This is a genomic window from Enterocloster aldenensis (assembly GCF_003434055.1).
Classification (GTDB): Bacteria; Bacillota; Clostridia; order Lachnospirales; family Lachnospiraceae; genus Enterocloster; species Enterocloster aldenensis.
Genome location: NZ_QVEX01000007.1, coordinates 161,779 through 182,795, shown reverse-complemented (window position 1 = coordinate 182,795; position 21,017 = coordinate 161,779). Strand labels below are relative to the sequence as shown.

The window sequence follows — 21,017 nt, the reverse complement described above, 5'->3', positions numbered from 1 at the left end:
TGTGCTTTTTATGATTCTCTATGTTGTTCCGTAATTTTCTGCACATGCCAGATAGCATGGTTCATCTAACTCCCACATTACGTTCAGGATACTGCTCCAGCGCTTCCATGCAGAATTCCTTCAGCAGCTGAATGTCCCCGTTTGATGCCTCTTTATGAAATGCCTCTATCTCTCCCGGCATCTCCTCACCATCTTCAAGATAACAGAGGATATCCAGGGTACATACATCCTGCCTCCTTCGCATGGATATGGCCAGGTTGGGTTCCGTCCCTCCCCAGTCAAACCCATCCGACCTGCCGGATGAAAACTCCTCCAGAAGGCAATGCAGGCGCTTAAGCTCCACGGTAAGGAAACAGGCAAGACGATTGGCGGCCGTATATCCGCCAAATTTTTTCCCGCAGTAAAGCATCAGCCAGTTGTTATCCCAATAGCTCTTGGTAGGATGGGGATACTCATAGCCGGTTACCTTAAGTTCAATTTCCTGATTGTCACCTTTTAATATCATCGCTTCTCCTTCAATGCAATCTCTGCAGCCCCCATGGCCCAGACCGCAGCCCCCATGCTGTTCCAAAATCGACGGCTACGAAGTACTGCCTGTGAAGATACTGACACCGTCAGAACTGGCTAAACAGGACAGCGTCGGCCTAAGGGAACCGTAACAGAACATCCGTACTACAGCGCGATATAATGGGGAATGATGTCCTCAAAGCTGCCGTCCTTCATCAGGAATCCCCGTGGTATGACGCCAAGCCGGGTAAATCCCAGCTTTTGGTACAGATGAAGGGCGGCTTCATTGCTTTTGACCACCGCGTTAAACTGGAGGATACCATACCCCAGCGCCTTCCCCTGTTCCATACAGTGGCGTACCAGCTTTTCGCCAATCTGACAGCCCCGTAAGTCCCATCTGACCGCGTAACTGGCATTGCAGATATGTCCGCACCTTCCCACATGATTGGGATGCAGGATGTACAGTCCGGCAATCTCCCCACTGTCCACGTCAACCGCAATCCCGGTATAGGACTGTCCCAGGAAGAATTCCTCTCCCGTGGATTCTGTCAGGCAATCCATCTGCGGAAATGCATTCCCCTCTTCCACGATATGGTTCCATATCCGGATTGCCTCTTTTGTGTCTTCCTTTGTATATTCCCTTATCTGTATGTCCATGTGATATTCCTTCCTGTGGTATGTCTTGGTAAGTCATGATTTGCTTTCGTATGGCGCAATGCGTTTTCGTACATCGTTATGCGTGCCGTGATACATTAAGATATATAAAATCATGCAGCTATAGGCATGATATAGTCAGCGGTACAGCACGTAATCATTCATTTCCCTGGAAAACCCGGCTTTTTTCAGCAGTTCACCTGTCCCCTCGGGATATTCCCGGACAATCAGCCGTTTCAGTTCCGGAAACAGACGTTTCCCCTTGAAATCATTGATAAATATGGTAAGCGCCTGTTCCAGGCCATGGGGTTCAAACACCCGCAGGATCCTGCCCTGCCGCTCCAGGACAGCTGCCGCCCGCCCGCAGTGAAGGGCAGCCGCGGTGCCGGGTACATTGAGGAAATCCCTGTCCCCGGGCTGGGCCAGTGATTTCCCCCATATCTGGGCCGGGTCAGCGGCATTCAGCCAGATAATCCCATCCTCCGGGGCTTTCAATGCCGCCGTCACTCCTTCATACTCCTCTTTTCTGATAAACTGGGCGCCTGACATCCCTTCCACAAAGTATCCGCGGCGCACCTGGCCTGTGTACTCCCAGATGCGCAACAGTTCCATGGCGTCCTGGTAATTCAGGGCTGGCCGGCCGGTCCCGGCAGCTGCCCCCGTCTTTCCGGATTCCGGCAGATAAGGCGAACCTGCCAGACCAGAGGCAGCCCCTCGGAAGGTTTCCCTGCACATAACGGGCTGTTCCCTGAAAATAAGCTCCAGCCATTCTTCCATTTTCTTTGGCTTTGGCGGCCGCACGATGTCCCATCGGCCGGCGGAAAGGGCCATTACCCTGGCGCTCACCCGTTGTCTGGCCGTGGCCTTCTTTACTTTCTCCCGGTTCTGCCACTGTCTGACCGGGACAAAGCTGTCCGCACAGACCAACCCCTTTTCCGCCAGGCCAAGAAGCAGCTCCTGGGCGCTTTTTTCCTTCGGGATATCTGCCAGGAACTTTAAAAAGCAGGCCCCTCTTTTCTTCAGTTCCTCATAAATCCTCAGTTCCTCCCCTTGAAGGATTTCTTTTGTATCCGGCAGGGGCGCGTCCCAGTCAATGTCCTCGTACCGGCAAAAACAAAGGGAACCATCCGGGGACATTTTCCAGTAATAATCCCCTTCCCCAAGGATACGGTCCAGCATTCCTTCCGAATAATTACGGACGCGGCGGGGCAGCAGGACATTTTCCCAGAACCGGACAGGGAACATCCTTCCGCAATACAGATCAAGGGTCTTTTTCAGCTGTTCATCGGCCTGGGTATATGGCTTTGCCCGCTGGGCCAGCAGTGCGGCATAGTGGGCGCCCGGCTGGGTAGCTGTCTCATGGCGCAGGTTCTTAAGGGTGGACTGTCTGGCCCTGTCATAGAGCTTTTTGTGATAGAAAATCCCGTCCGCCTCCACGATTTCGCTGCGGCTGCACAATACATCCAGGATTGCCCCCACCCGTTCCCCGGGCAGGAAATACCGCTCTCCTATCTGCCCCGGCGTGTGCCCTCCCCGGTAACGCAGAAGGCGGCGCACAATAGCCGCGGCTTCCTCCGTCCCGTCCATGGAAAAAGCACGTTCATAATCCTCTTCCTGCTCCGCGGCAATCCACAGGCCCGGTTCAATATAGAGGGCCCGCCCCTGCGCGGCCAGGCTTGCCAGCCACTCCACAGGCACCTCAAGTTCCCCTGCCTCCAAATCCCCTTCTGTCATCAGCAGGGAATGCAGCTGCGCCTCATCCTGGGGAAGTTTTGTGCGTTCCAGCTGTTTCTCCAGGGCGGCAGGCGCGGGCCGGATTCCCTCCAGGTATTTAAGCTCATCATAGACAGCCTGACGGATACCGGGTGTGACGGGGGCATATTCGTACATTTCGGCGGCCTCCACCTGCCATTGCAGGGGCAGGGACATGGGGGAAGGCAGCTCTGTGTAAACCTCCCTGACATGAATCAGGCCGGCCCGTATCTCATGAAGGACCTGAATCACGCCTTCTATGTCCCACTGGTCTTCCAGACATTCGCGTTTTGTCTCCCGGATCAGGGGGTGGTCCTTTTCATCCATCAGCGAATCCAGCATTTCCGTGCTCTTTAAGCGCTGCATCCACAGCGGCTGCCGGCCATTCTGCTTCATTCCCATCATCAGCGCCCTGGCAGCGTTATAGCGGAAGGCCATGCCGAACAACGGGGTGAGTGGAAGCATGGACTCCAGGGTTTCCCTTACCTGGTCAGGTTCAAGCCGGTACAGCAGCCCCTCCGGCATGGCATGGCTGCCATATGGATACAGCAGGAAGCCGTCCTCCTCGTCCACACATCCAATGTCAAAGCCGCAGGCATTCCTGACCATATGCTGAAGCAGAAGGGACAACGGGCCGTTCACCCTGCGGCCAAGCAAGGCGTGGACCATCACCTGGCGGCACCCGGTATGGTCGGTAAAATGTTCCACTACAATGGTCCTATTGTCCGGGAGCCCGCCTGTTGACTGTATCTGGCGTTCCAGAAAACCGGAGGCATTGATAACCGCCGGCCCATCCATCCCCAGCGCGGCCAGCTCTTCCCGGAGCCGCCCCTGCTCATGGGCATTTTCCAGGACGGCCAGGATTTTCCCGAATTCCCGGCTGGTCTTTAAGGTACGCCCCCTGATTTCCCCTTTCCAGAAGGGCAGCCTGGCCCCCTCTGGGGCTGCCTGGGATACATAGACCGTGTCCTTGTCAATCCCGGTTATCTTCCAGCCAAATGACCCCAGCATGAACTTATCTCCCAATTGGGATTCATAGACAAATTCCTCATCCAGTTCCCCAAGCTTTACCCCGTCCTCTGTCTTAGCGGTGTAAAGGCCTTTGTCCGGTATGGTCCCGCCGGCCGCCGTGGCCAGCATGCGGCTGTAGGCATCTCCTTCCACCCTCCCATGGATCCGGTCATACAGCACCCTGGGACGGACCGGGATATCCCGCCTGTGTTCATAATCCCCGGCCAGCATGGACAGGACTGACTTTATGTCCTCACTGGTCACACCCCGGAAGGGATAGGCGCGCTCCAGGACAGACAGGACGTCCTCCACGCGGTAGCCTTTCCCGTTAGCCATGGAGACCAGATGCTGGGCCAGCACGTCCAGGCACAGTCTTGGGGGCTTTGTGTGCTCCACGCCGCCCTGTCTCGCCACCTGGGCCGTCATTCCGCAGTAAACGCTCTCCGAAGCCGTCCTGGGATACATATACATGACACTGACCCGGCCCGGTCCATGGCCAGCACGTCCCAGCCGCTGCATGGTGCTGGAAACCGTGCGCGGGCATCCTACCTGGATTACCAGGTCCAGTTCCCCCACATCGATTCCCAGCTCCATGGATGAGGTTGCGCACAGAAGGCGCAGCCTGCCATCCCTTAAGTCCTGCTCCGCCTCTGCCCGCTGCTCCTTGGACAGGCTTCCATGATGCACCCGGGCAAACCCGTCCCCGCCCAGAAGATTTACGTAGTAAGCCAGTTTCTCCGCATACCGCCGCCCCTCGGAAAAGGCAATGACGCTGCGGCAGGACAGGCACTGCCGGTACACGGCCTGTCCCAGTTCCTCCCACACAGGGTCCTTGCGCCTGCCCTGTGCCGGTGTGGTTCCAAGAATCTCTATCCGGATCTGTTTTTCCATGGACGGTGCGCAGATGACCGCTGGTTCCGGGGACAGGTACGCGGCTGCCAGTTCCAGGGGTTCTATGGTGGCAGACAGGCCAATACGCTGAAGCGGCCTCTCACAGAGGCGGTCCAGCCGTGCAATGGACAGCATGAGATGGGCTCCCCGCTTTGTGTCAATCAATGCGTGAAGTTCATCAATGATTACCGCCCTTGCTGTCCTTAACACCTTCTGCCCGGTCATGGAAGTGAGCATCAGGTACAGGGATTCCGGCGTGATGATCAGTATGTGGGGCGGATGCTTCACCATCCTCTGGCGGTCCTTCTGAGGTGTGTCCCCGGTGCGGATTCCCACCTGGATGTCCAGGCAGACGGATTCGGCCGGACAGGCGGTTTGGGGCGGCCTGGCGGATTCGGCCGCGCGGGCGGTTTGGGGCGGCCTGGCGGATCCGGCCATGTGGACAGCGCCCTCAAGGCGCTCCATCTCATGCCGTATCCCGTCCAAAGGCCGGTTCAGGTTTTCCCGTATATCCCCTGCCAGGGACTTTAACGGGGACACATAAATCAGATACAGTTCCTCCTTAAGCGTACCCTCCTGCGCCATGGCATACAGACGGTCTATGAAAACAAGGAATGCGGACAGCGTCTTACCAGTTCCGGTAGGCGCGCTGACCAGGACCGGATGGCCGGAGGCAATGGCCGGCCATGTGTCCTCCTGGACTTTTGTGGGCACGCCCAACTTGTCCTTAAACCACCTGGCGGTGGGTTGTGAAAATAGGTTTAATATATCTGTGGGCATATTTCCTCCATTTAGCTTGCATCTGTGAATCCTATCTCTTCTCATTCCTAAAACACGCTGGTGCTTACCAGATTATATCATTCCCACATTAATTATTCAATCCGCATCATCCGCGCAAAAAATCCCCGGTCAGCCGGAAGACCCAACTGTCTTCCGCCGCTGTCCGGGGACCATCATTGATAACACTATTATATGACTGTTTTATATACCTGGCTGATTGAGCTGATTAAACGAACCCGCATTACAGTGACTTTACAGCCTCCACCACGTTCTCAACCGTGAATCCGAACTTCTTAAACAGCAGTCCCGCAGGTGCGCTGGCACCAAAGCCCTTCATGGTAACGGCAGCGCCGTCCAGGCCGATATATCTGCCCCATCCAAAGTCTCCCAACGCTTCCACTGCAACCCTCTTCCTTACTGCCTTTGGAAGAACCTTTTCCTTGTATTCCTCAGACTGCTCCTCGAATACATCCATACACGGCATGCTGACAACACGCACATCCACGCCTTCCTTTGCCAGTTCAGCCTTTGCGCCTACTGCCAGATGGGCCTCAGAACCAGTAGCAATGATGATTGCATCCGGAACTTCCTTGGAAGAATCCTCCAGGATATACGCTCCCTTTAAGGCTTCCTTGCTGGAGCCGGCCAGCTGGGGCAGGTTCTGCCTTGTAAGCACAAGGGCGGTAGGTGTCTTCTGGGAAGATACCGCGCTGTACCAGGCCGCTGCTGTCTCTGTTGCGTCAGCCGGACGGAATACGTGGAAGTTCGGCATGGAGCGCAGCATGGCCAGCTGCTCAATGGGCTCATGGGTAGGTCCATCCTCGCCCACGCCAATGCTGTCATGGGTAAATACAAAGGTCAGCGGCACGCCCATCAGCGCGGACAGCCTTGCCATTGGCTTGGTGTAATCACTGAACACAAAGAAAGTGGAGACAAATGCCCGCAGTCCTCCGTGAAGCATCAGGCCGTTTCCAATGGCTGCCATGGCCAGTTCGCGCACACCGAAGTGCAGGTTGCGTCCGGCATAGTTATCCTTGGAGAAATCCCCCATATCCGCCATATAGGTCTTGGTGGACGGAGCCAGGTCGGCTGCGCCGCCAATGAGGTTAGGCATCAGGTTCTTAAGCTTCTGAAGCTGCTTGCCGGATAAGCTTCTGGTTGCATCCGGCTTCTCATCGTATGCCCAGTACTCCTCGCAGTCATATGCCGCCTTAGCCAGTTCCGGATTATGGAACTTGTCCCACATATCCTTCATTTCCGGATACTTCTGGCAGTATTCGTCAAATAAGGCATTCCACTTTTCCTCTGCCTTGGCACCCTTTTCAGCATGTGCCTCATAATTGGCATATACCTCATCCGGTACATAGAACGGTTCCATGGATGGCCAGTTCAGGTTCTCCTTCATGGCAGTTACATTATCATCACCCAGAGGCTCGCCGTGAGCGCTGGCCTTGCCCTGCTTAGCCGGGCAGCCGTAGCCGATCTGGGTCTTAACCGTAATAAAGGAAGGACGCGCGGTATCCGCCTTTGCCTCCTCGATGGCTCTGCCGATGGCATCCAGGTCATTGCCGTCCTCCACAGTCAGCAGCTGGAATCCAAACGCCTCCATGCGCTTTTGCACGTTCTCCGTAAATGCGATGTCCGTGCTTCCCTCAATGGAAATCTTATTGGAATCGTAGAACACGATCAGCTTGCTAAGGCCCAGGGTCCCTGCCAGGGAAAATGCCTCGGAGGAAATACCTTCCATCATGCAGCCGTCCCCGCCCAGCACGTAAGTATAATGGTCAACCACAGGGTATCCGTCCTTGTTAAACACGGCTGCCAGATGGGACTCAGCCATCGCCATGCCCACGGCCATGCCCATACCTGCGCCCAGGGGTCCTGTGGTGGCCTCAACGCCAACCGTATGTCCGTATTCCGGATGTCCCGGTGTCAGGGAATCCATCTGACGGAAATTCATCATGTCTTCCTTGGTCAGGCCATATCCAAACAGATGAAGCAGCGAGTAAAGAAGGGTTGATCCATGGCCTCCTGAAAGGATGAAGCGGTCCCTGTTCTTCCACTGGGGATTCTTAGGATTATGGTTCATATGGTTGGCCCAAAGCTCGTAAGCCATGGCTGCCGAACCCAGCGGAAGTCCCGGGTGGCCTGATTTTGCCTTCTGTACAGCGTCTGCTGCGAGAACGCGGATTGCGTTGACTGACATGGTATCAATCTGATTCATAGTTCCCTCCATTCCGATGCCCTGGGGCATCACAATACATCTCATTATGTTATTTTTTTACCAACTGTCCTATATTATACCAACTGATGCAATGCAGGGCAATACCCTTTCTTGCATTTTTCTGTGCAATATTTTGCGTCTTTGTGCGTGATTTTGCGAATATAAAACTATTATTATAAAAAAATAATATTTTCAACACAGTTTTATCACATTTTAAATTTAAAACTATTTGGTAAATATGCGTATAAATAACAGACGGGAGGAAACAACCAGTGATTGAAGTGAAAAATCTTGTAAAGGATTATGGCGGCCATCTGGCAGTGGATCATCTGAGCTTTACAGTGGAAGACGGTCAGATTTACGGCTTCCTTGGTCCCAACGGCGCCGGAAAATCCACCACCATGAACATCATGACCGGTTATCTGGGCGCCACAAAAGGAGAAGTATTAATCGATGGCCATAATATACTGGAGGAACCGGAACAGGCAAAAAAATGCATGGGTTATCTTCCTGAGGTACCGCCCCTGTATACGGATATGACCGTATATGAGTACCTTGTATTTGCCGCAAAGTTAAAAAAGCTTCCAAAAGACAGCATTAAGGCCTCCATCAGCGAGGTCATGGAACTGGTTAAAATCCAGGATGTGAAGGGGCGCCTGATACGCAACCTTTCCAAGGGCTACCGCCAGAGGGTGGGAATGGCCCAGGCCATCCTCGGCAAACCGGATGTAATCATCCTGGATGAGCCCACCGTGGGACTGGATCCCAAACAGATTATCGAGATTCGGGATATGATCCGCGAATTGGGCAGGAAGCATACTGTCATACTCAGCTCCCATATCCTCTCAGAGGTCAGCGCTGTCTGCGACCACATCATGATCATTTCCCATGGAAAGCTGATTGCCAGTGATACGCCGGAAAACCTGGAGCGCCAGCTGGAGGGGTCCGCGGGACTGGAACTGGACGTAAAGGGCTCCAGGGATGACATCATGAACCTGCTGATGCCCATTTCCGCCATCACTGTAAGCAGCGCGCTTCAGGAGGAAGGGAGTCCGGTCTGTCATCTGAGCCTCCAGACAGACAGAAACGCCCTGAACCAGACAGAAGATATCCGCGAGACCTTGTTCTATATGTTTGCGCAGAACCATATGCCCATCCTCTCCATGTCAACATCCAGGGCATCCCTGGAGGAGGTCTTCCTGGAACTGACGGAAGAAGATTCCATGAAAGACGGAGATTCCCTGAAGGACGGAGATTCCCTGAAAGACGGGGATTCCTTGAAGGACGGGGATTCCTTGAAGGACGGGGATTCCTTGAAGGACGGGGATTCCTTGAAGGACGAAACTCTCCCCAAAGAACAGCCTGACAAAGAGGAGGAGGAAAACAATGAAAGCGATTTATGAACGTGAACTGAAATCCTATTTCTATTCCATGACCGGTTATGTTTTCATAGCCTTTGTAACCATGTTCATAGGCATTTACTTCATGGTCTACAACATGATTAACGGGTACCCCTATTTTTCCTATACCCTTAGCTCCACCCTGATGATACTGATGATTGCAGTGCCCATACTGACCATGCGCAGCATGTCGGATGAACGCCGTTCCCGTACCGACCAGATGCTGCTTACGGCGCCCGTGTCTGTCTGGGACATTGTCCTGGGAAAATACCTTTCCATGGTCACCATCTTCGCAATCCCCATGGCCATTGCCTGCCTCTGTCCCTTAATCATCAAGGCAAACGGCACCGCATACCTGGCTGAGGATTACGCCTCCATACTGGCATTTTTCCTTATGGGCTGTGTATACATTGCCATCGGCCTTTTCATATCTTCCCTTACGGAAAGCCAGCTGATTGCGGCGGCAGGTACATTCGGAATCCTCTTGCTTTTAATCCTGTGGCCCGGGCTTTTAAATTTCCTGCCCACCACTGCCTATGGCTCCCTGGCCGGGCTTCTGATTCTCTGGAGTCTTGTATGCTTCATCCTGTACCGCCTTACGGGCCACATCCCCCTGTCCCTTGGACTGGAAATACTGGGGGCTGCCGGGCTTATCGGGACCTATCTGATAAACCAGCGCCTTCTGGAGCATGGGCTGAAAGACATCCTGGAGAAAATCGTCCTGACCGATGTATTTGATTCCATCGTCAACACCCATATCCTGGATATCGGGGGACTGGTGTACTATGTGAGCATGGCCGGCGTACTTCTGTTCCTCACGGTGCAGGCCACCCAGAAACGGAGATGGAGCTGACAGACCGGTCTGGCACTGCATTGCATAAGTTCCTGTGATAGAACGCCCGCCATATGCACACCCCAACAGCAAGGAGGAAGAAATGACAAGAAAACTAAAAAAGGGCAGCTACATGGCAGTCTTCACCATTGTGGTCATTGCTGCCATCATTATTGTGAATCTGATTATAGGAAAAATTCCGGCAAAATACATGAAGCACGATTTAAGTTCCAGCCAGATCCTTACCCTGGGGGACACAACCAAAGATCTTCTCAGTAATCTTGACAAGGACGTAACCATCCATATCGTGGCCAGCCCCGATACCGTGGATGAACGAATCACATCCTTTGTCAAGCTGTACGCGGACCAGTCCGGCCATATCAAGGTATCGGAGGATGACCCGGTACTGCACCCGGATATCCTGACCACCCTGGATACACAGACCAATCAGATCCTGGTCACCTGTGATGCCACCGGCAAAAAAACCGCCATCCCTTTCAGCGATATCATCCAGATTGATTTAATGGCCTATTACCAATACCAGCAGATACATGAGACAGCCTTTGACGGCGAGGGACAGATTACCAGCGCCATCAACTATGTGACAAATGAAAACAGGACCACCATCTATACCCTGTCCGGGCATCAGGAAGCAGCCCTGTCCCCCACGGTCACTGACGCCATGGATAAGTCAGGCATGGAAACCAAGGAGCTGAACCTGCTGACCGACAGCGCGGTCCCGGAAGACTGCAGCCTGCTGATCATCAACAATCCGCAAAAGGATATCAGCGAGGATGAGAAAACCACCCTTACCGATTACCTGAAAAACGGCGGACACCTGCTGCTGCTGGCAGGCACCACCCAGGACACGCTCACCAACCTGACCTCCCTGTGTTCCATGTACGGAATGGATTTAAGGAACGGTTTTGTGGCAGATCCGGCGCCCCAGCATTTTTACAGCAACAATCCTTTTAATGTGATTCCGGACTATGACTTCTCAAGCGGCCTCTTAACAGGCGTGGATTCCGGCCAGGCGGCCCTGGCAGTCCAGCCCTCCGGCATGACCATCCAGGAAAACCTGAGGGAGGGCCTGAGCGTTTCCCCGTTCCTTACCACCTCTGATTCCGGAATCCTGGTTGACCCTGTTACCCAGGAAAAAACAGAGGGCGCATATATACTTGGGGCCACCGCAGTGGAAACGGTCAATGAAGAAGAGGATACATCCTCTGTGTTCACGGTCATCGCGGCGCCGGCCTTCATTGACAATGATATCCTGATGCGTTTCCCGAACATTTCCAACCTGGCCATATTCATGAATGTGGTATCCTACAAGCTGCCGGGCATCACTAACCTGTCCATCCCCAGCAAGAGCCTGGATATTACCTATAATATGATAACATCGGGCGGGTTATGGAGCGCCCTGTTCATCATCGTCATTCCGGTCCTCTTCCTGATTGCTGGTTTTGTAATCTGGATGAAGCGCCGTAAACTGTAAGGAGGCAATCTGAATGAAAAAGAAAGTAAACGCCCTGGTCCCTGCCGCCGCTGTCCTGGTCATACTCTGCGCCGCTTACGGCCTCATAACATGGCACCAGCACAGGAAGGCGGATGAGCTGGCAGGGCAGGCAGAGGACAGCCAGATTTATGTGACCGACATCCAGGGGCTCACTTCCATCAGCTGGGAAAAAGACGGCCAGGGACTGGCTTTTAAAAAGGAAGGCGATACCTGGTATTACCAATCTGATAAGGACTGTCCCATCCGCCAGTACACGGTTACCACGCTGGCAGACACGCTGTCCCGTTTAACGGCTGAGCGGGAACTGGAAACACCTGACAGCCTGGATTCCTACGGGCTTAACCCTGATGCCGTCAAGTTTGTCATGACATCAGAAGACGGTACGTCCAGGACCCTGATGATTGGAAACCAGGTGGCGGGCACAGGTGACACAGCCGCCGGATACGCCAGCACTGCTGCTGAATATTATGCCTGTCTGGAAGGCAGCGGCCAGGTATATACCATAGGGAGCTACCTGGCCGAGACATCCGGCAAAGGCCTTTACGACTTTGTGGAGACAGAATCCCTCCCCTATGTAACCGGGTCCGACATAAAGGAAATCACGGTTACCAGGAATGGAACCACCTCCAGATTCTCCAAAAAGACAGTGGACGCGGATAATAATATTGCCTGGTACAAAGGCTCTGCTGATAATGAGGCGGACCGTCTCCCGGACAACGCCGCCCTCAACAACCTGGCGGAAGCCATCAGCGGGCTATCCATCCAGTCCTGTACCACCTACAAGGCAACGGATGAGGAGCTGGGAAGCTACGGTCTCTCCACTCCCGCAATGACGCTTTCATGGACCTATGAAAAAGGCGGGGATACAGGGACCGTCGCCCTTTCCATCGGAAGCCCGGATGATGAAGGGACCGGATATTATACCAGGTTGGATGATTCCCGGGCCATTAACCTGATTTCCAAGGACGCTGCTGAAAAATGCCTGAATGCCGTGTATCCGGAATAAGATATCCGATACAGAAGGACGCCAAAAGACGCTCATGCCGAATTGCTGAGCGTCTTTTCCTTCATCCATTCTTATATGATCCTTTTCCACCCTTCCCCCATATGTTTCTGCCCATGCGCCTTCCCGCCCTTTCCCCATCCGTTCCGGCCCATGCGTCTTTCCACTCTTCACCCATCCGCTCCGGCTCAAGCCCCTTCCCGTTCTCTTCCCATCCGCTCCGGCCCAAGCCCCTTCCCGTTCTTCCCATCCGTTCCGCCTCAAGCCCCTTCCCGCGCTTCCCATCCGTTCCGCCTCAAGCCCCTTCCCGCGCTTCCCATCCGTTCCGCCTCAAGCCCCTTCCCGCGCTTCCCCCTCATAACGGTCATGCAGCACAAAATGGTTTTTCTGGAAATCCAGGATTCCTTCGGTGCGCATCTTGCTCAGTTCATTGGACATGGCGCTCCGGTCCACGCACAGGTACTCTGCCAGTTCCTGCCGGTTATGGGGAATGTCAAAGGCCCTTCCGCCCTGGGAGATGGCCTGCTCCGACAGATAGGAGAGCAGCTTTTCCCTGGTGGACTTCCTGCATACATGCTCCAGTTTATTCTCCAGCTTCACATTGTGTTCCGACACAAGCCGCAGCATATTATGGATGAACCTGGTATGGAATTCGCAGGCCAGGGAACAGAAGGTAATCATCCTCTGATAGTTCAGGAACAATGCCTCACAGGGTCCCTCCGTCACCACGCTCACCGGAAGCACCGGCGTCCTTGCGCATGAATAGGACTCCCCGAACAGTTCCCCTTCCCTGATATGGTAAATCATCTCCTGCCGCCCCCAGAAATTCTCCTGTATCACGCGCGCCCTGCCTTTTAACAGGATCAGCACCTTATTGACCGACTCACCCATACGGAAGATATACTCCCCGTCCTCATAGGGAACCTGCTCCGCTGCGCAGCACTTTAAGAGCGTGTAAAGCTCGTTATCATTAATCCCATAGAATAATGGAGATTTTTTCACACGGTGAAGATATTCCTCCATACTCTCCCCTCTTTCTGTTGTTTTTACAACTGGCACGATGTAAATATTATATATTTAATTATAAAATACGTCAAGATATTGTTTTTGGCAGGCCTGTTACGGACGCCAAAGGGATAAAGCCCCCGGATTCCCCAAGCCATGGATCCAGGTCCTTTACCCCTTTGTCTTTTGTATCATCCCGCAGCCTTAAGCCTTTCTGCCCCTGCTGTTTGTTATATACATCTGTCCTTCCATTGGCCGATATGATGCCAATGCGCACGCCGGCGCATATTACTCCGCCAGCATTTTTTTATAGATTCCAATCACCTGCTTCATGGCCTCCTGGCCCGGAGCGCCTATGGTGATACGCTTTTCCACACAGGTCTTCATGCTGATGGCATCATATACATCCTCTTCGAAAACAGGGCTTATCTGCCTGTATTCCTCCAGGGAAAGGTCGTCCAGGGCAATACCTTTCTGAATGCACAGAAGAACCAGCTGGCCAACGATTCCGTGGGCGTCACGGAAGGGAACGCCTTTGCCCACCAGGTAGTCTGCCGCGTCCGTGGCATTGGTAAAGCCGTTCTTTGCGCTGGCCTCCATCACATCCCTGCGGAAACTCATGGTAGATATCATGCCTGTAAAAAGGGCCAGACAGCCTTTCACCGTATCAATGGCGTCAAAGGTGAGCTCCTTGTCCTCCTGCATGTCCTTGTTATAAGCCAGGGGAATGCCTTTCATGGTGGTCAGAAGGGAAACCAGGGCGCCGTAAACCCTTCCGGTCTTGCCGCGGATCAGCTCCGCAATGTCCGGGTTCTTCTTCTGGGGCATGATGGAGCTGCCTGTACTGTAGGAATCATCTATTTCCACAAAACGGTATTCATTGGTGTTCCAGATGATGATTTCCTCACAGAACCGGCTTAAATGCATGGCAATGGTGGACAGGGCGCTAAGCAGTTCAATCAGATAGTCCCTGTCAGCCACGGAATCCATGGAGTTTAACGTGGGTCCGTCAAACCCCAGAAGGCCGGCTGTATATTCCCGGTCCAAGGGATACGTGGTGCCTGCCAATGCGCCGGAACCCAGCGGACAGTAGTTCATGCGCCTGCGTATGTCCCAAAGCCTTGAACGGTCCCTTGAGAACATCTCGAAGTATGCTCCCATGTGGTGGGCCAGGGTGATTGGCTGGGCTTTCTGAAGATGGGTAAATCCCGGCATGAAAGTATCTATATTGGCTTCCATGATTACCAGAAGCTCCTTTAACAGGTCTTTTACCAGCTTCTCTATCTCATCAATCTCATCCCTTGTATAAAGCTTCATATCCAGTGCCACCTGGTCATTGCGGCTGCGCCCTGTGTGGAGGCGTTTGCCCGCATCCCCCACGCGCTCTGTCAAGGTTCCCTCCACAAAAGAGTGGATATCCTCATATCCGGAATCGGGGGATATAGTCAGCCGTCCGTTCTCCAGATCGGATAAAATGCTTTCCAATCCGCGGATAATATCATCCCTGTCCTGTACAGTGAGAATCCCCTGCTTTTCCAGCATCTTCACATGGGCAATGCTGCCCTCTATATCCTGGTGATAGAATTTCTGGTCAAAGGACAGGGACTCGTTAAAATTGTGTACCAGCTGGTCTGTTTCCTTGGTAAAACGTCCACCCCATAATTTCATGGCTGTTATCTCCTTACTTTTTCGTATTTTTTCTGCTCTTTGCGTTTGACTGTGTATCCAACCAGCACAATCATGCCCAGAACCGCGGCCGATGCCCCGGTAATCCACGCCCCGGTGCGAAGCCCCTCGGGCTCATATGTCATGCTGATTTCATGGGTTCCCCCGCTTAAGTCCACGGCCAGGAAGGTATCGAAAAGCTTTCTCGGCGTCACTTCTGCGCCGTCCACCGTTATGGTCCATCCCTTGTCATAAGGAATGCTGGTATACATGACGCCCGGATCCTCTGCCGTGATACTGCCCTTAAGGGATGTATCGGTCCAGCTGGTCAGTGTGATGGGGCTGGCGTTCATCTGTCCATAAACAGCCTTCAGCCCCTCTGGGTTGAACCTCCACACCTCGGCCTGCAGGGTAGGGTTCCCGTCATCCCGGGATTCCAGGTAAACCTGCTCATCCTTGGTAATGCGGCCCAGTTCAAGGAAATATCCCCTGTCCACATTATCAAAGCTGTCGGAATGTTCTCCCACGGTAACGGATACTTCCTTTACTTTTTTATTGGTCACATATACATAGTAATCCCCGGTTGCCTCTGCTGTAAATGACAGCTTCCTGCCTTCCGTGACGCTGTCATTGGGAATCAGCACGTGTTCGGTTCCCAGCACATCACACAGGTCATTCTGTACCAGGGCCGGATTGCCGGAATCCGTGATCCAGTTCGCCTCCACATCCTTCGGCAGCATGAAGGCAACCGGAAGCGTGTATGCATTTTCATAAAGCCATACGCCGCCCTTGCGCCCCGCCTGTTCCATCAGGATTCCTGTGGGCTGCTGGTCCGGGTAAAGCCCATACAGAACCGAGAACAGGCTGTCCACCAGCGGGGTGCTTCCTGTAATGCTGTATGCATTGGTGGAACTCTCACACCCCAGCACCCGGAAGAAATCGGACAGGGACGCATCTGCGGTGGAAGAAAACAGGGATACGGACGGGAAATTCATCCATGCGCCGTCATTCTTCGTCTTCCTGTCTGACTTTTCCACCCGGTAAAACGTATTCGGCTTCAGGTTCCAGATTAAATCCTGCACATCCTGGTTATCCTTCACATACGCGGTCCTGCTGGTAGTGGGCACGCTGGTAACCGCTGTATTGACAGCAGCCTCAATGGATACCACGGCCAGTGCGGTCAGTATGATGGCATCCAGGCTCCATCTTCCCTTTTTATATTGGTACACCAGCCCTGCGTACATGGCAATGAACAGGATGGCAACGTAAAACACGGAAAAATGATACTGTTCCGGGTTATCCACCAGCTTCTCTGCCAGAAGTATGAATATGACCGCCCCCCAGAAAGCAAGGCAGATATGTTTCCACGGCGTTTCCCGAAGGCCCGTATAGGCCTGATAACACATCACCAGCATCAATGCGATGTAGATGAAGGACTGTCTGCAGGGCAGGCTGTTGGGGAAATGGAAGCCATGCCATATAAAGTTCAGCATATTAACGGAAAAGCTGGCATAAAACAGCAGCAGCAGGCCGCAGTACACTGCCTTTTCCCTGAATGCAACCTTCCGGCTGCCCAGATACAGAAGGAAAAACATAAGCACGGCAACGCCGCAGTATAGATTGGGCCAGTGGTCCAGCCCGATTTCCGTGCCCACATTCCCTATATGTCTGGCAATCATATCAAAAATGGAGAAATAGGAGGAAACGGTCTTGGGGAAATCAAAATTCCCGGAAGCAGTTGCCTGAAGCGCGTATATCTCCGGCAGCAGCACAACCGCCGCCAGTCCCCCGGCCAAAAGGGAATATACAGCAAAGCGGACACCGGTCACCGCCAATCTCCCCAGTCCCTTCGGAGGGTTTATGATTACCTGGGCAATGACATAGATGACCATGAAAATACATATCATGATGGATATATAATAATTGGAAAGGATGGAAAGTCCCAGGGTAATACAGTATAGCAGACCACTCTTCCCCTTTACCAGCCGCTCAAGCCCAAGGAGGATCAGCGGGAACAACAGGATGCAGTCCAGCCACATGATGTTCCAGCTATAAGCCGCCATATAACCGCTCAGCGCATAAAAAATCCCAAAAAGCCCAACCCCAAAATCCCTGGTCCCAAAATGCTTTTTCAGATACCAGGCAAAGCTAAGCCCGGACAGTCCAATCTTCAGCACGATTACCAGTGTCATGAACTCTATGATGAACTGCTTGGGACAGAACATCAGAAGCCAGTTCACCGGACTGGCCAGATAATAGGCATAAAGGGCTGAAAAGTTCACGCCCATGCCAATATCCCAGCTGTACAGCAGGCTCCCCCCATGGGTCAGCTTATACTGGAACTCCGAAAAAAACGGGGCATACTGGTGATACATATCCGTCCTTAAAAAGCTTTCCTCCCCAAAGGGGAAAATGCCTCTCTGGGCAAATATGATGATCATAACAATGACCGGCACGAAAAATGCCGCAGCCAGGCCATCCGATGGCTTTAACAGGCGCAGGCTGCGTATGGGCCCGCCCTTTCTCCGGCCCGAAGGCCAGTCCTGTCCTGCATCCGGCTTCCACACGGCTTTTGTTTCCTGCCTGCGCCTGGGTTCTGCCTGTGGCTGCTGCTCCGGCCAGCCGCCCTGATCCCGCTCCGGCTGTCCGTCCCGGGGCCACTCCATTCCATCGTCCAAATCCCACTCAGCCTCAGGGTCCGGGCCATTGTCCTGCAGCCAGTCCGGTCCGCCGTCCAGGTCCACTGTCCCTTCCGGCTTCCCGCCCCTGGCCGGATTCCGAAGGCCGGATTTTTTCTCTTTCTCCGCTTTCCTAAAGGCTTGTTTCTGCCCTGCCTGTTTTTCCTTTTTTTCTTTCCGTGAATCCTTGGCAGCTTCCTCCGGCGCATGTTCCTGCGAAGGGGGCTGTTCCTCATTCTTTATCTCTTCTACACCGGGAGCCTTGTTCGGCATATTCTGTACTCCAATCTCTTCCTGCTCCCCGGAAAAAGCCCATTCCTCCCTGGCCATTTCCTTGAAGCCTTTTATCTTCTGTTCTTCTGCTGTCTCCTGGTCCGTATCCATCCCCGGAGTTTTATCCTGCATGGGCGCCTCCGGTTGAACCAGCTTTAAAATTGCATCCAGCTCACGTTCAACCCGCTCGATCTCATCACGTTCCATCACAGTCACCTTTCCCTACTCAGGCTTATTCTTAAATATCCACAGCTTGCTGAAAACATAATTCAACACCATGTTAAGCACAGAGGACGTGAATTTGCAGAATAATTCATATATGAATCCCCTGTCTCCCCCCAGCTTCACCATGACCACCATCAGGACCCATGTGACCACACCGGAAAATGCCCTGGCCGCCACAAACGCCCCTGCCTCCTTCACAAGGTAGGAGGAACTCATATTATAATTGCGGAAGACAATCAGCTTGTTCACCACATAGGCAAACAGAACGGCTGCCATCCAGGACAGGGCCTGGGATATCCCCACCCCTATATCCACATGTCTTAAAACCGTATATACGGCAAAGTCCACTGCTGTGGTGAGGAAACCACATATCAGGTAACTTACCGTTTCATAATTCACACATTTTTCCCATATCTTATGCAGCATGTTTGCTCCTTTGGAAATCAAGGTATCCTTTCCTTATTATATTCATGGAATCCAGCCTTCCTGAAACGGCCGCACATTCTTTTCCATCATACCATACCTTTTAACGCCTTTCAACAAAGAGGTGCGTTTTGATTGAGGATTGAATGTGTCAGGGCACTGATTTTATGGCGCGGCTCAGCGGGCCGCGGAATCCGGGGCCAGGAATCCCTCCGCGCCTTGGGTATAATGCAGGGTCCCGTCTTCCGTCATGAATACTGCGTATATTCCATCCATGCTTTCTATGAGCTCCATACCCTTCTCAAGCCCAAGGGCAAAGCAGGTGGTGCTTAAGCCATCGCCGTCCACGGAAAGAGGGGAAATGATTGAGACCTGAATCAGGCCGTTTTCATACGGATAACCCGTGGACGGGTCCAGTATATGGTGATAATTCACGCCGTCTTTTATGAAATGCCGCTCATAGACGCCGGATGATACCACGGACATGTCGGTAATATCCAGGGCAGCCACTGTTTCGGTATGGGTGGCATAGGGCTTCTGGAGCCCGATTTTAAAGGGACTGCCGTCAGGACGGCTGCCAACGCACAGTACGTTGCCTCCCAGATTGATTACAGCGCTGTTCACGCCCTTTCCTTTCAGATAAGCCTTCATCTCATCTGCAATGAAACCTTTTGCAATGGCCCCAAGGTCAATGGTGGTCCCATCATTTAAAAAGGTCATCTGATTCCCGTTCAGTATGACATTTTCATATCCCACCTTTTTCAGGTCCTTTTGGATTTCATCGGGCTGCGGGACCTGCGGGTCCTTGCCGGTAAAATCCCAGAGCGTGCTTAAGGGTTCTATGGTAATATCAAAGGCCCCCTCTGAAATACGGCTGTATTCCAGCCCTTTTTGCAGGACACGGGCTGTCCCATCGGATACCGTGAAGGTGCGCTCCCCTGGTTTTCTATGGTTCATCCGGTAAACCTCACTGCCTTCCAGGGTTTTGCTGAGAAGCTTCTCATAATCAGAGCACAGCTCCATACAGCCGTCCAGGATGGTTTCGTCCTGGGAGTCATAGAGGGTCACCGTGATGAACGTGTTCAACAAAAAAGACGACCGACTGACAGGATCTGCATTCTTCCTGCTGCATCCTGCCAGCCAAGCCGTACCTATTACGATTATACTGATGATGAACAATATCCTTACGCCTGTGTTTTTCATGCCTTTCATTCTATCACTGCACTTTGTAAAAGTCAAGACTGATGCCCCCTTGCCCAGGCTTTTTCCGCGCTGCCTTTTTCCATGCTTATTGCCTAAGGTATGTTTGAAAATACCTTCAGTCAGCCGTAGCGGTTTCCTCAAGGAATTCTGACTTCACTGCATCCTGTATCCTCTTAAGCAGTTCAGGCGCCTTTCCTCCCACGGGCCTGCCGTCTATTTCATCCGCCGACATGCACAATTTGGTGGAGGAAGTGACCAGCACCTCATCGGCATCCATCAGTTCCTTAAGGGTATAGGGAGTCTCGCTTACAGAAATTCCCAGTTTTTTACAATTTTGAATCAGATGGGACCTTGCAATGCCGGGAAGGATCAGGTTATCTGCCGGGGCAGTGTACAGGATTCCTTCCTTTATGATATGGCAGTTGCTGTGCGCACATTCCGTCACCCGGCCGTCCCGGTGGAAAACAGCTTCCTGGCACCCGGCCTCACTGGCTTTCTGGGCAGCCATGACGCTGGGAATCAGGTTCAGGGTCTTTATATTACAATGGAAGAAACGCGTGTCCTCCACGGTTATCAGCTTGATCTTCTCTGTCAGCTCCGGCGCTTTCTGGGGTTTTAACATAATCCAGAGATTGGCTGGGCAGTTTACCGGAAACTCATGGGAACGCACGGCCGTGCCTCTTGTCACCTGGTAATATACAAACAGACTGCCTGTGTCCATTTTCCTGACCAGGTCATTTAACAGGGCCTTAAGCTCCTCCTTGGTACAGGGCATCTGTATCTTCAGAAGTCCTGCGTTGTTGAAAAAGCGGTCCACATGCTCGTCCAGGGCAAATATATGATAGTTGCGGCAGGGACCCGCGTCATACACACCGTCCCCGAACCAGCATACCCGGTCATTCATGGGGATGGTCATATTATCAATCTCGTCATACCTTCCATTATAATAACCCAATGTCTTCATTTCTCATCGTC

At 52.9% G+C, this 21,017-nt stretch carries 15 protein-coding genes; 4 read left to right on the top strand and 11 right to left on the bottom strand.

All coding sequences use genetic code 11. The features are described 5' to 3' along the window. Positions 1-61: 61 nt before the first annotated feature. From DWX59_RS15985 to tkt, 4 genes are all read right to left on the bottom strand, one after another. A complete protein-coding gene (locus tag DWX59_RS15985; RefSeq protein ID WP_117560210.1) occupies positions 62-505 on the bottom strand; it encodes a WapI family immunity protein in 444 nt (147 codons plus the stop codon). 167 nt (positions 506-672) lie between these two features. Continuing rightward, entirely contained in the window at positions 673-1,164 is a 492-nt protein-coding gene (locus DWX59_RS15980; protein WP_117560209.1) for a GNAT family N-acetyltransferase, read from the bottom strand. A 135-nt stretch (positions 1,165-1,299) separates the two neighbouring features. Beyond that, complete coding sequence (locus DWX59_RS15975; RefSeq protein WP_117560208.1) at positions 1,300-5,595, bottom strand: DEAD/DEAH box helicase; 4,296 nt, start codon at positions 5,593-5,595, stop codon at positions 1,300-1,302. Between the two features lie 241 nt (positions 5,596-5,836). After that, entirely contained in the window at positions 5,837-7,819 is a 1,983-nt protein-coding gene (gene tkt / locus DWX59_RS15970) for a transketolase (protein ID WP_117560291.1), read from the bottom strand. A gap of 272 nt (positions 7,820-8,091) precedes the next feature. On the opposite strand from tkt, the gene DWX59_RS15965 reads away from it, so the two are divergent. From DWX59_RS15965 to DWX59_RS15950, 4 genes are all read left to right on the top strand, one after another. After that, positions 8,092-9,222, top strand: a complete 1,131-nt coding sequence (locus DWX59_RS15965) for an ABC transporter ATP-binding protein (protein WP_117560207.1) — start codon at positions 8,092-8,094, stop codon at positions 9,220-9,222. Beyond that, the gene (locus DWX59_RS15960) at positions 9,206-10,072 is read left to right on the top strand and encodes an ABC transporter permease subunit (protein ID WP_117560206.1); all 867 of its coding nucleotides are present in this window, start codon (positions 9,206-9,208) and stop codon (positions 10,070-10,072) included. Before DWX59_RS15965 ends, DWX59_RS15960 begins: the two co-directional genes overlap by 17 nt. Positions 10,073-10,154: 82 nt before the next feature. Further along, positions 10,155-11,546 carry a GldG family protein gene (locus DWX59_RS15955; RefSeq protein ID WP_117560205.1) on the top strand — a complete coding sequence of 464 codons (1,392 nt, stop codon included), beginning with the start codon at positions 10,155-10,157 and terminating at the stop codon, positions 11,544-11,546. A gap of 13 nt (positions 11,547-11,559) precedes the next feature. After that, positions 11,560-12,573 carry a DUF4340 domain-containing protein gene (locus DWX59_RS15950; RefSeq protein WP_117560204.1) on the top strand — a complete coding sequence of 338 codons (1,014 nt, stop codon included), beginning with the start codon at positions 11,560-11,562 and terminating at the stop codon, positions 12,571-12,573. A 61-nt stretch (positions 12,574-12,634) separates the two neighbouring features. Here the strand turns inward: DWX59_RS15950 and DWX59_RS15945 are convergent, their stop codons facing one another. The 7 genes from DWX59_RS15945 to DWX59_RS15910 all read right to left on the bottom strand — a co-directional run bounded on the left by DWX59_RS15945 (position 12,635) and on the right by DWX59_RS15910 (position 21,006). Next, positions 12,635-12,820, bottom strand: a complete 186-nt coding sequence (locus tag DWX59_RS15945) for a hypothetical protein (protein ID WP_117560203.1) — start codon at positions 12,818-12,820, stop codon at positions 12,635-12,637. Between the two features lie 80 nt (positions 12,821-12,900). Continuing rightward, complete coding sequence (locus tag DWX59_RS15940) at positions 12,901-13,593, bottom strand: Crp/Fnr family transcriptional regulator (protein WP_117560202.1); 693 nt, start codon at positions 13,591-13,593, stop codon at positions 12,901-12,903. A gap of 270 nt (positions 13,594-13,863) precedes the next feature. Further along, positions 13,864-15,243 carry an argininosuccinate lyase gene (gene argH / locus DWX59_RS15930; protein WP_117560200.1) on the bottom strand — a complete coding sequence of 460 codons (1,380 nt, stop codon included), beginning with the start codon at positions 15,241-15,243 and terminating at the stop codon, positions 13,864-13,866. A gap of 5 nt (positions 15,244-15,248) precedes the next feature. Continuing rightward, positions 15,249-18,398, bottom strand: coding sequence for a YfhO family protein (locus DWX59_RS15925; protein ID WP_117560199.1), 3,150 nt, complete (start codon positions 18,396-18,398; stop codon positions 15,249-15,251). 15 nt (positions 18,399-18,413) lie between these two features. Continuing rightward, complete coding sequence (locus DWX59_RS15920; protein ID WP_117560290.1) at positions 18,414-18,842, bottom strand: GtrA family protein; 429 nt, start codon at positions 18,840-18,842, stop codon at positions 18,414-18,416. 174 nt (positions 18,843-19,016) lie between these two features. Next, the gene (locus DWX59_RS15915) at positions 19,017-20,042 is read right to left on the bottom strand and encodes an FAD:protein FMN transferase (protein WP_180215661.1); all 1,026 of its coding nucleotides are present in this window, start codon (positions 20,040-20,042) and stop codon (positions 19,017-19,019) included. Positions 20,043-20,157: 115 nt separating this feature from the next. Next, positions 20,158-21,006, bottom strand: coding sequence for a D-amino acid aminotransferase (locus tag DWX59_RS15910; protein WP_117560198.1), 849 nt, complete (start codon positions 21,004-21,006; stop codon positions 20,158-20,160). Between the last annotated feature and the right edge of the window lie 11 nt (positions 21,007-21,017).

Bases quoted from the DNA above. Each gene is read 5' to 3' on its own strand.
- DWX59_RS15940 (WP_117560202.1), bottom strand. From the start codon at position 13,593: ATGGAGGAATATCTTCACCGTGTGAAAAAATCTCCATTATTCTATGGG.
- DWX59_RS15960 (WP_117560206.1), top strand. From the start codon at position 9,206: ATGAAAGCGATTTATGAACGTGAACTGAAATCCTATTTCTATTCCATG.
- DWX59_RS15985 (WP_117560210.1), bottom strand. From the start codon at position 505: ATGATATTAAAAGGTGACAATCAGGAAATTGAACTTAAGGTAACCGGC.
- DWX59_RS15945 (WP_117560203.1), bottom strand. From the start codon at position 12,820: ATGGGAAGAACGGGAAGGGGCTTGGGCCGGAGCGGATGGGAAGAGAAC.
- DWX59_RS15955 (WP_117560205.1), top strand. From the start codon at position 10,155: ATGACAAGAAAACTAAAAAAGGGCAGCTACATGGCAGTCTTCACCATT.
- DWX59_RS15925 (WP_117560199.1), bottom strand. From the start codon at position 18,398: ATGGAACGTGATGAGATCGAGCGGGTTGAACGTGAGCTGGATGCAATT.
- DWX59_RS15910 (WP_117560198.1), bottom strand. From the start codon at position 21,006: ATGAAGACATTGGGTTATTATAATGGAAGGTATGACGAGATTGATAAT.
- DWX59_RS15980 (WP_117560209.1), bottom strand. From the start codon at position 1,164: ATGGACATACAGATAAGGGAATATACAAAGGAAGACACAAAAGAGGCA.
- DWX59_RS15975 (WP_117560208.1), bottom strand. From the start codon at position 5,595: ATGCCCACAGATATATTAAACCTATTTTCACAACCCACCGCCAGGTGG.
- DWX59_RS15915 (WP_180215661.1), bottom strand. From the start codon at position 20,042: ATGAAAAACACAGGCGTAAGGATATTGTTCATCATCAGTATAATCGTA.
- DWX59_RS15920 (WP_117560290.1), bottom strand. From the start codon at position 18,842: ATGCTGCATAAGATATGGGAAAAATGTGTGAATTATGAAACGGTAAGT.
- DWX59_RS15950 (WP_117560204.1), top strand. From the start codon at position 11,560: ATGAAAAAGAAAGTAAACGCCCTGGTCCCTGCCGCCGCTGTCCTGGTC.
- argH (WP_117560200.1), bottom strand. From the start codon at position 15,243: ATGAAATTATGGGGTGGACGTTTTACCAAGGAAACAGACCAGCTGGTA.
- tkt (WP_117560291.1), bottom strand. From the start codon at position 7,819: ATGAATCAGATTGATACCATGTCAGTCAACGCAATCCGCGTTCTCGCA.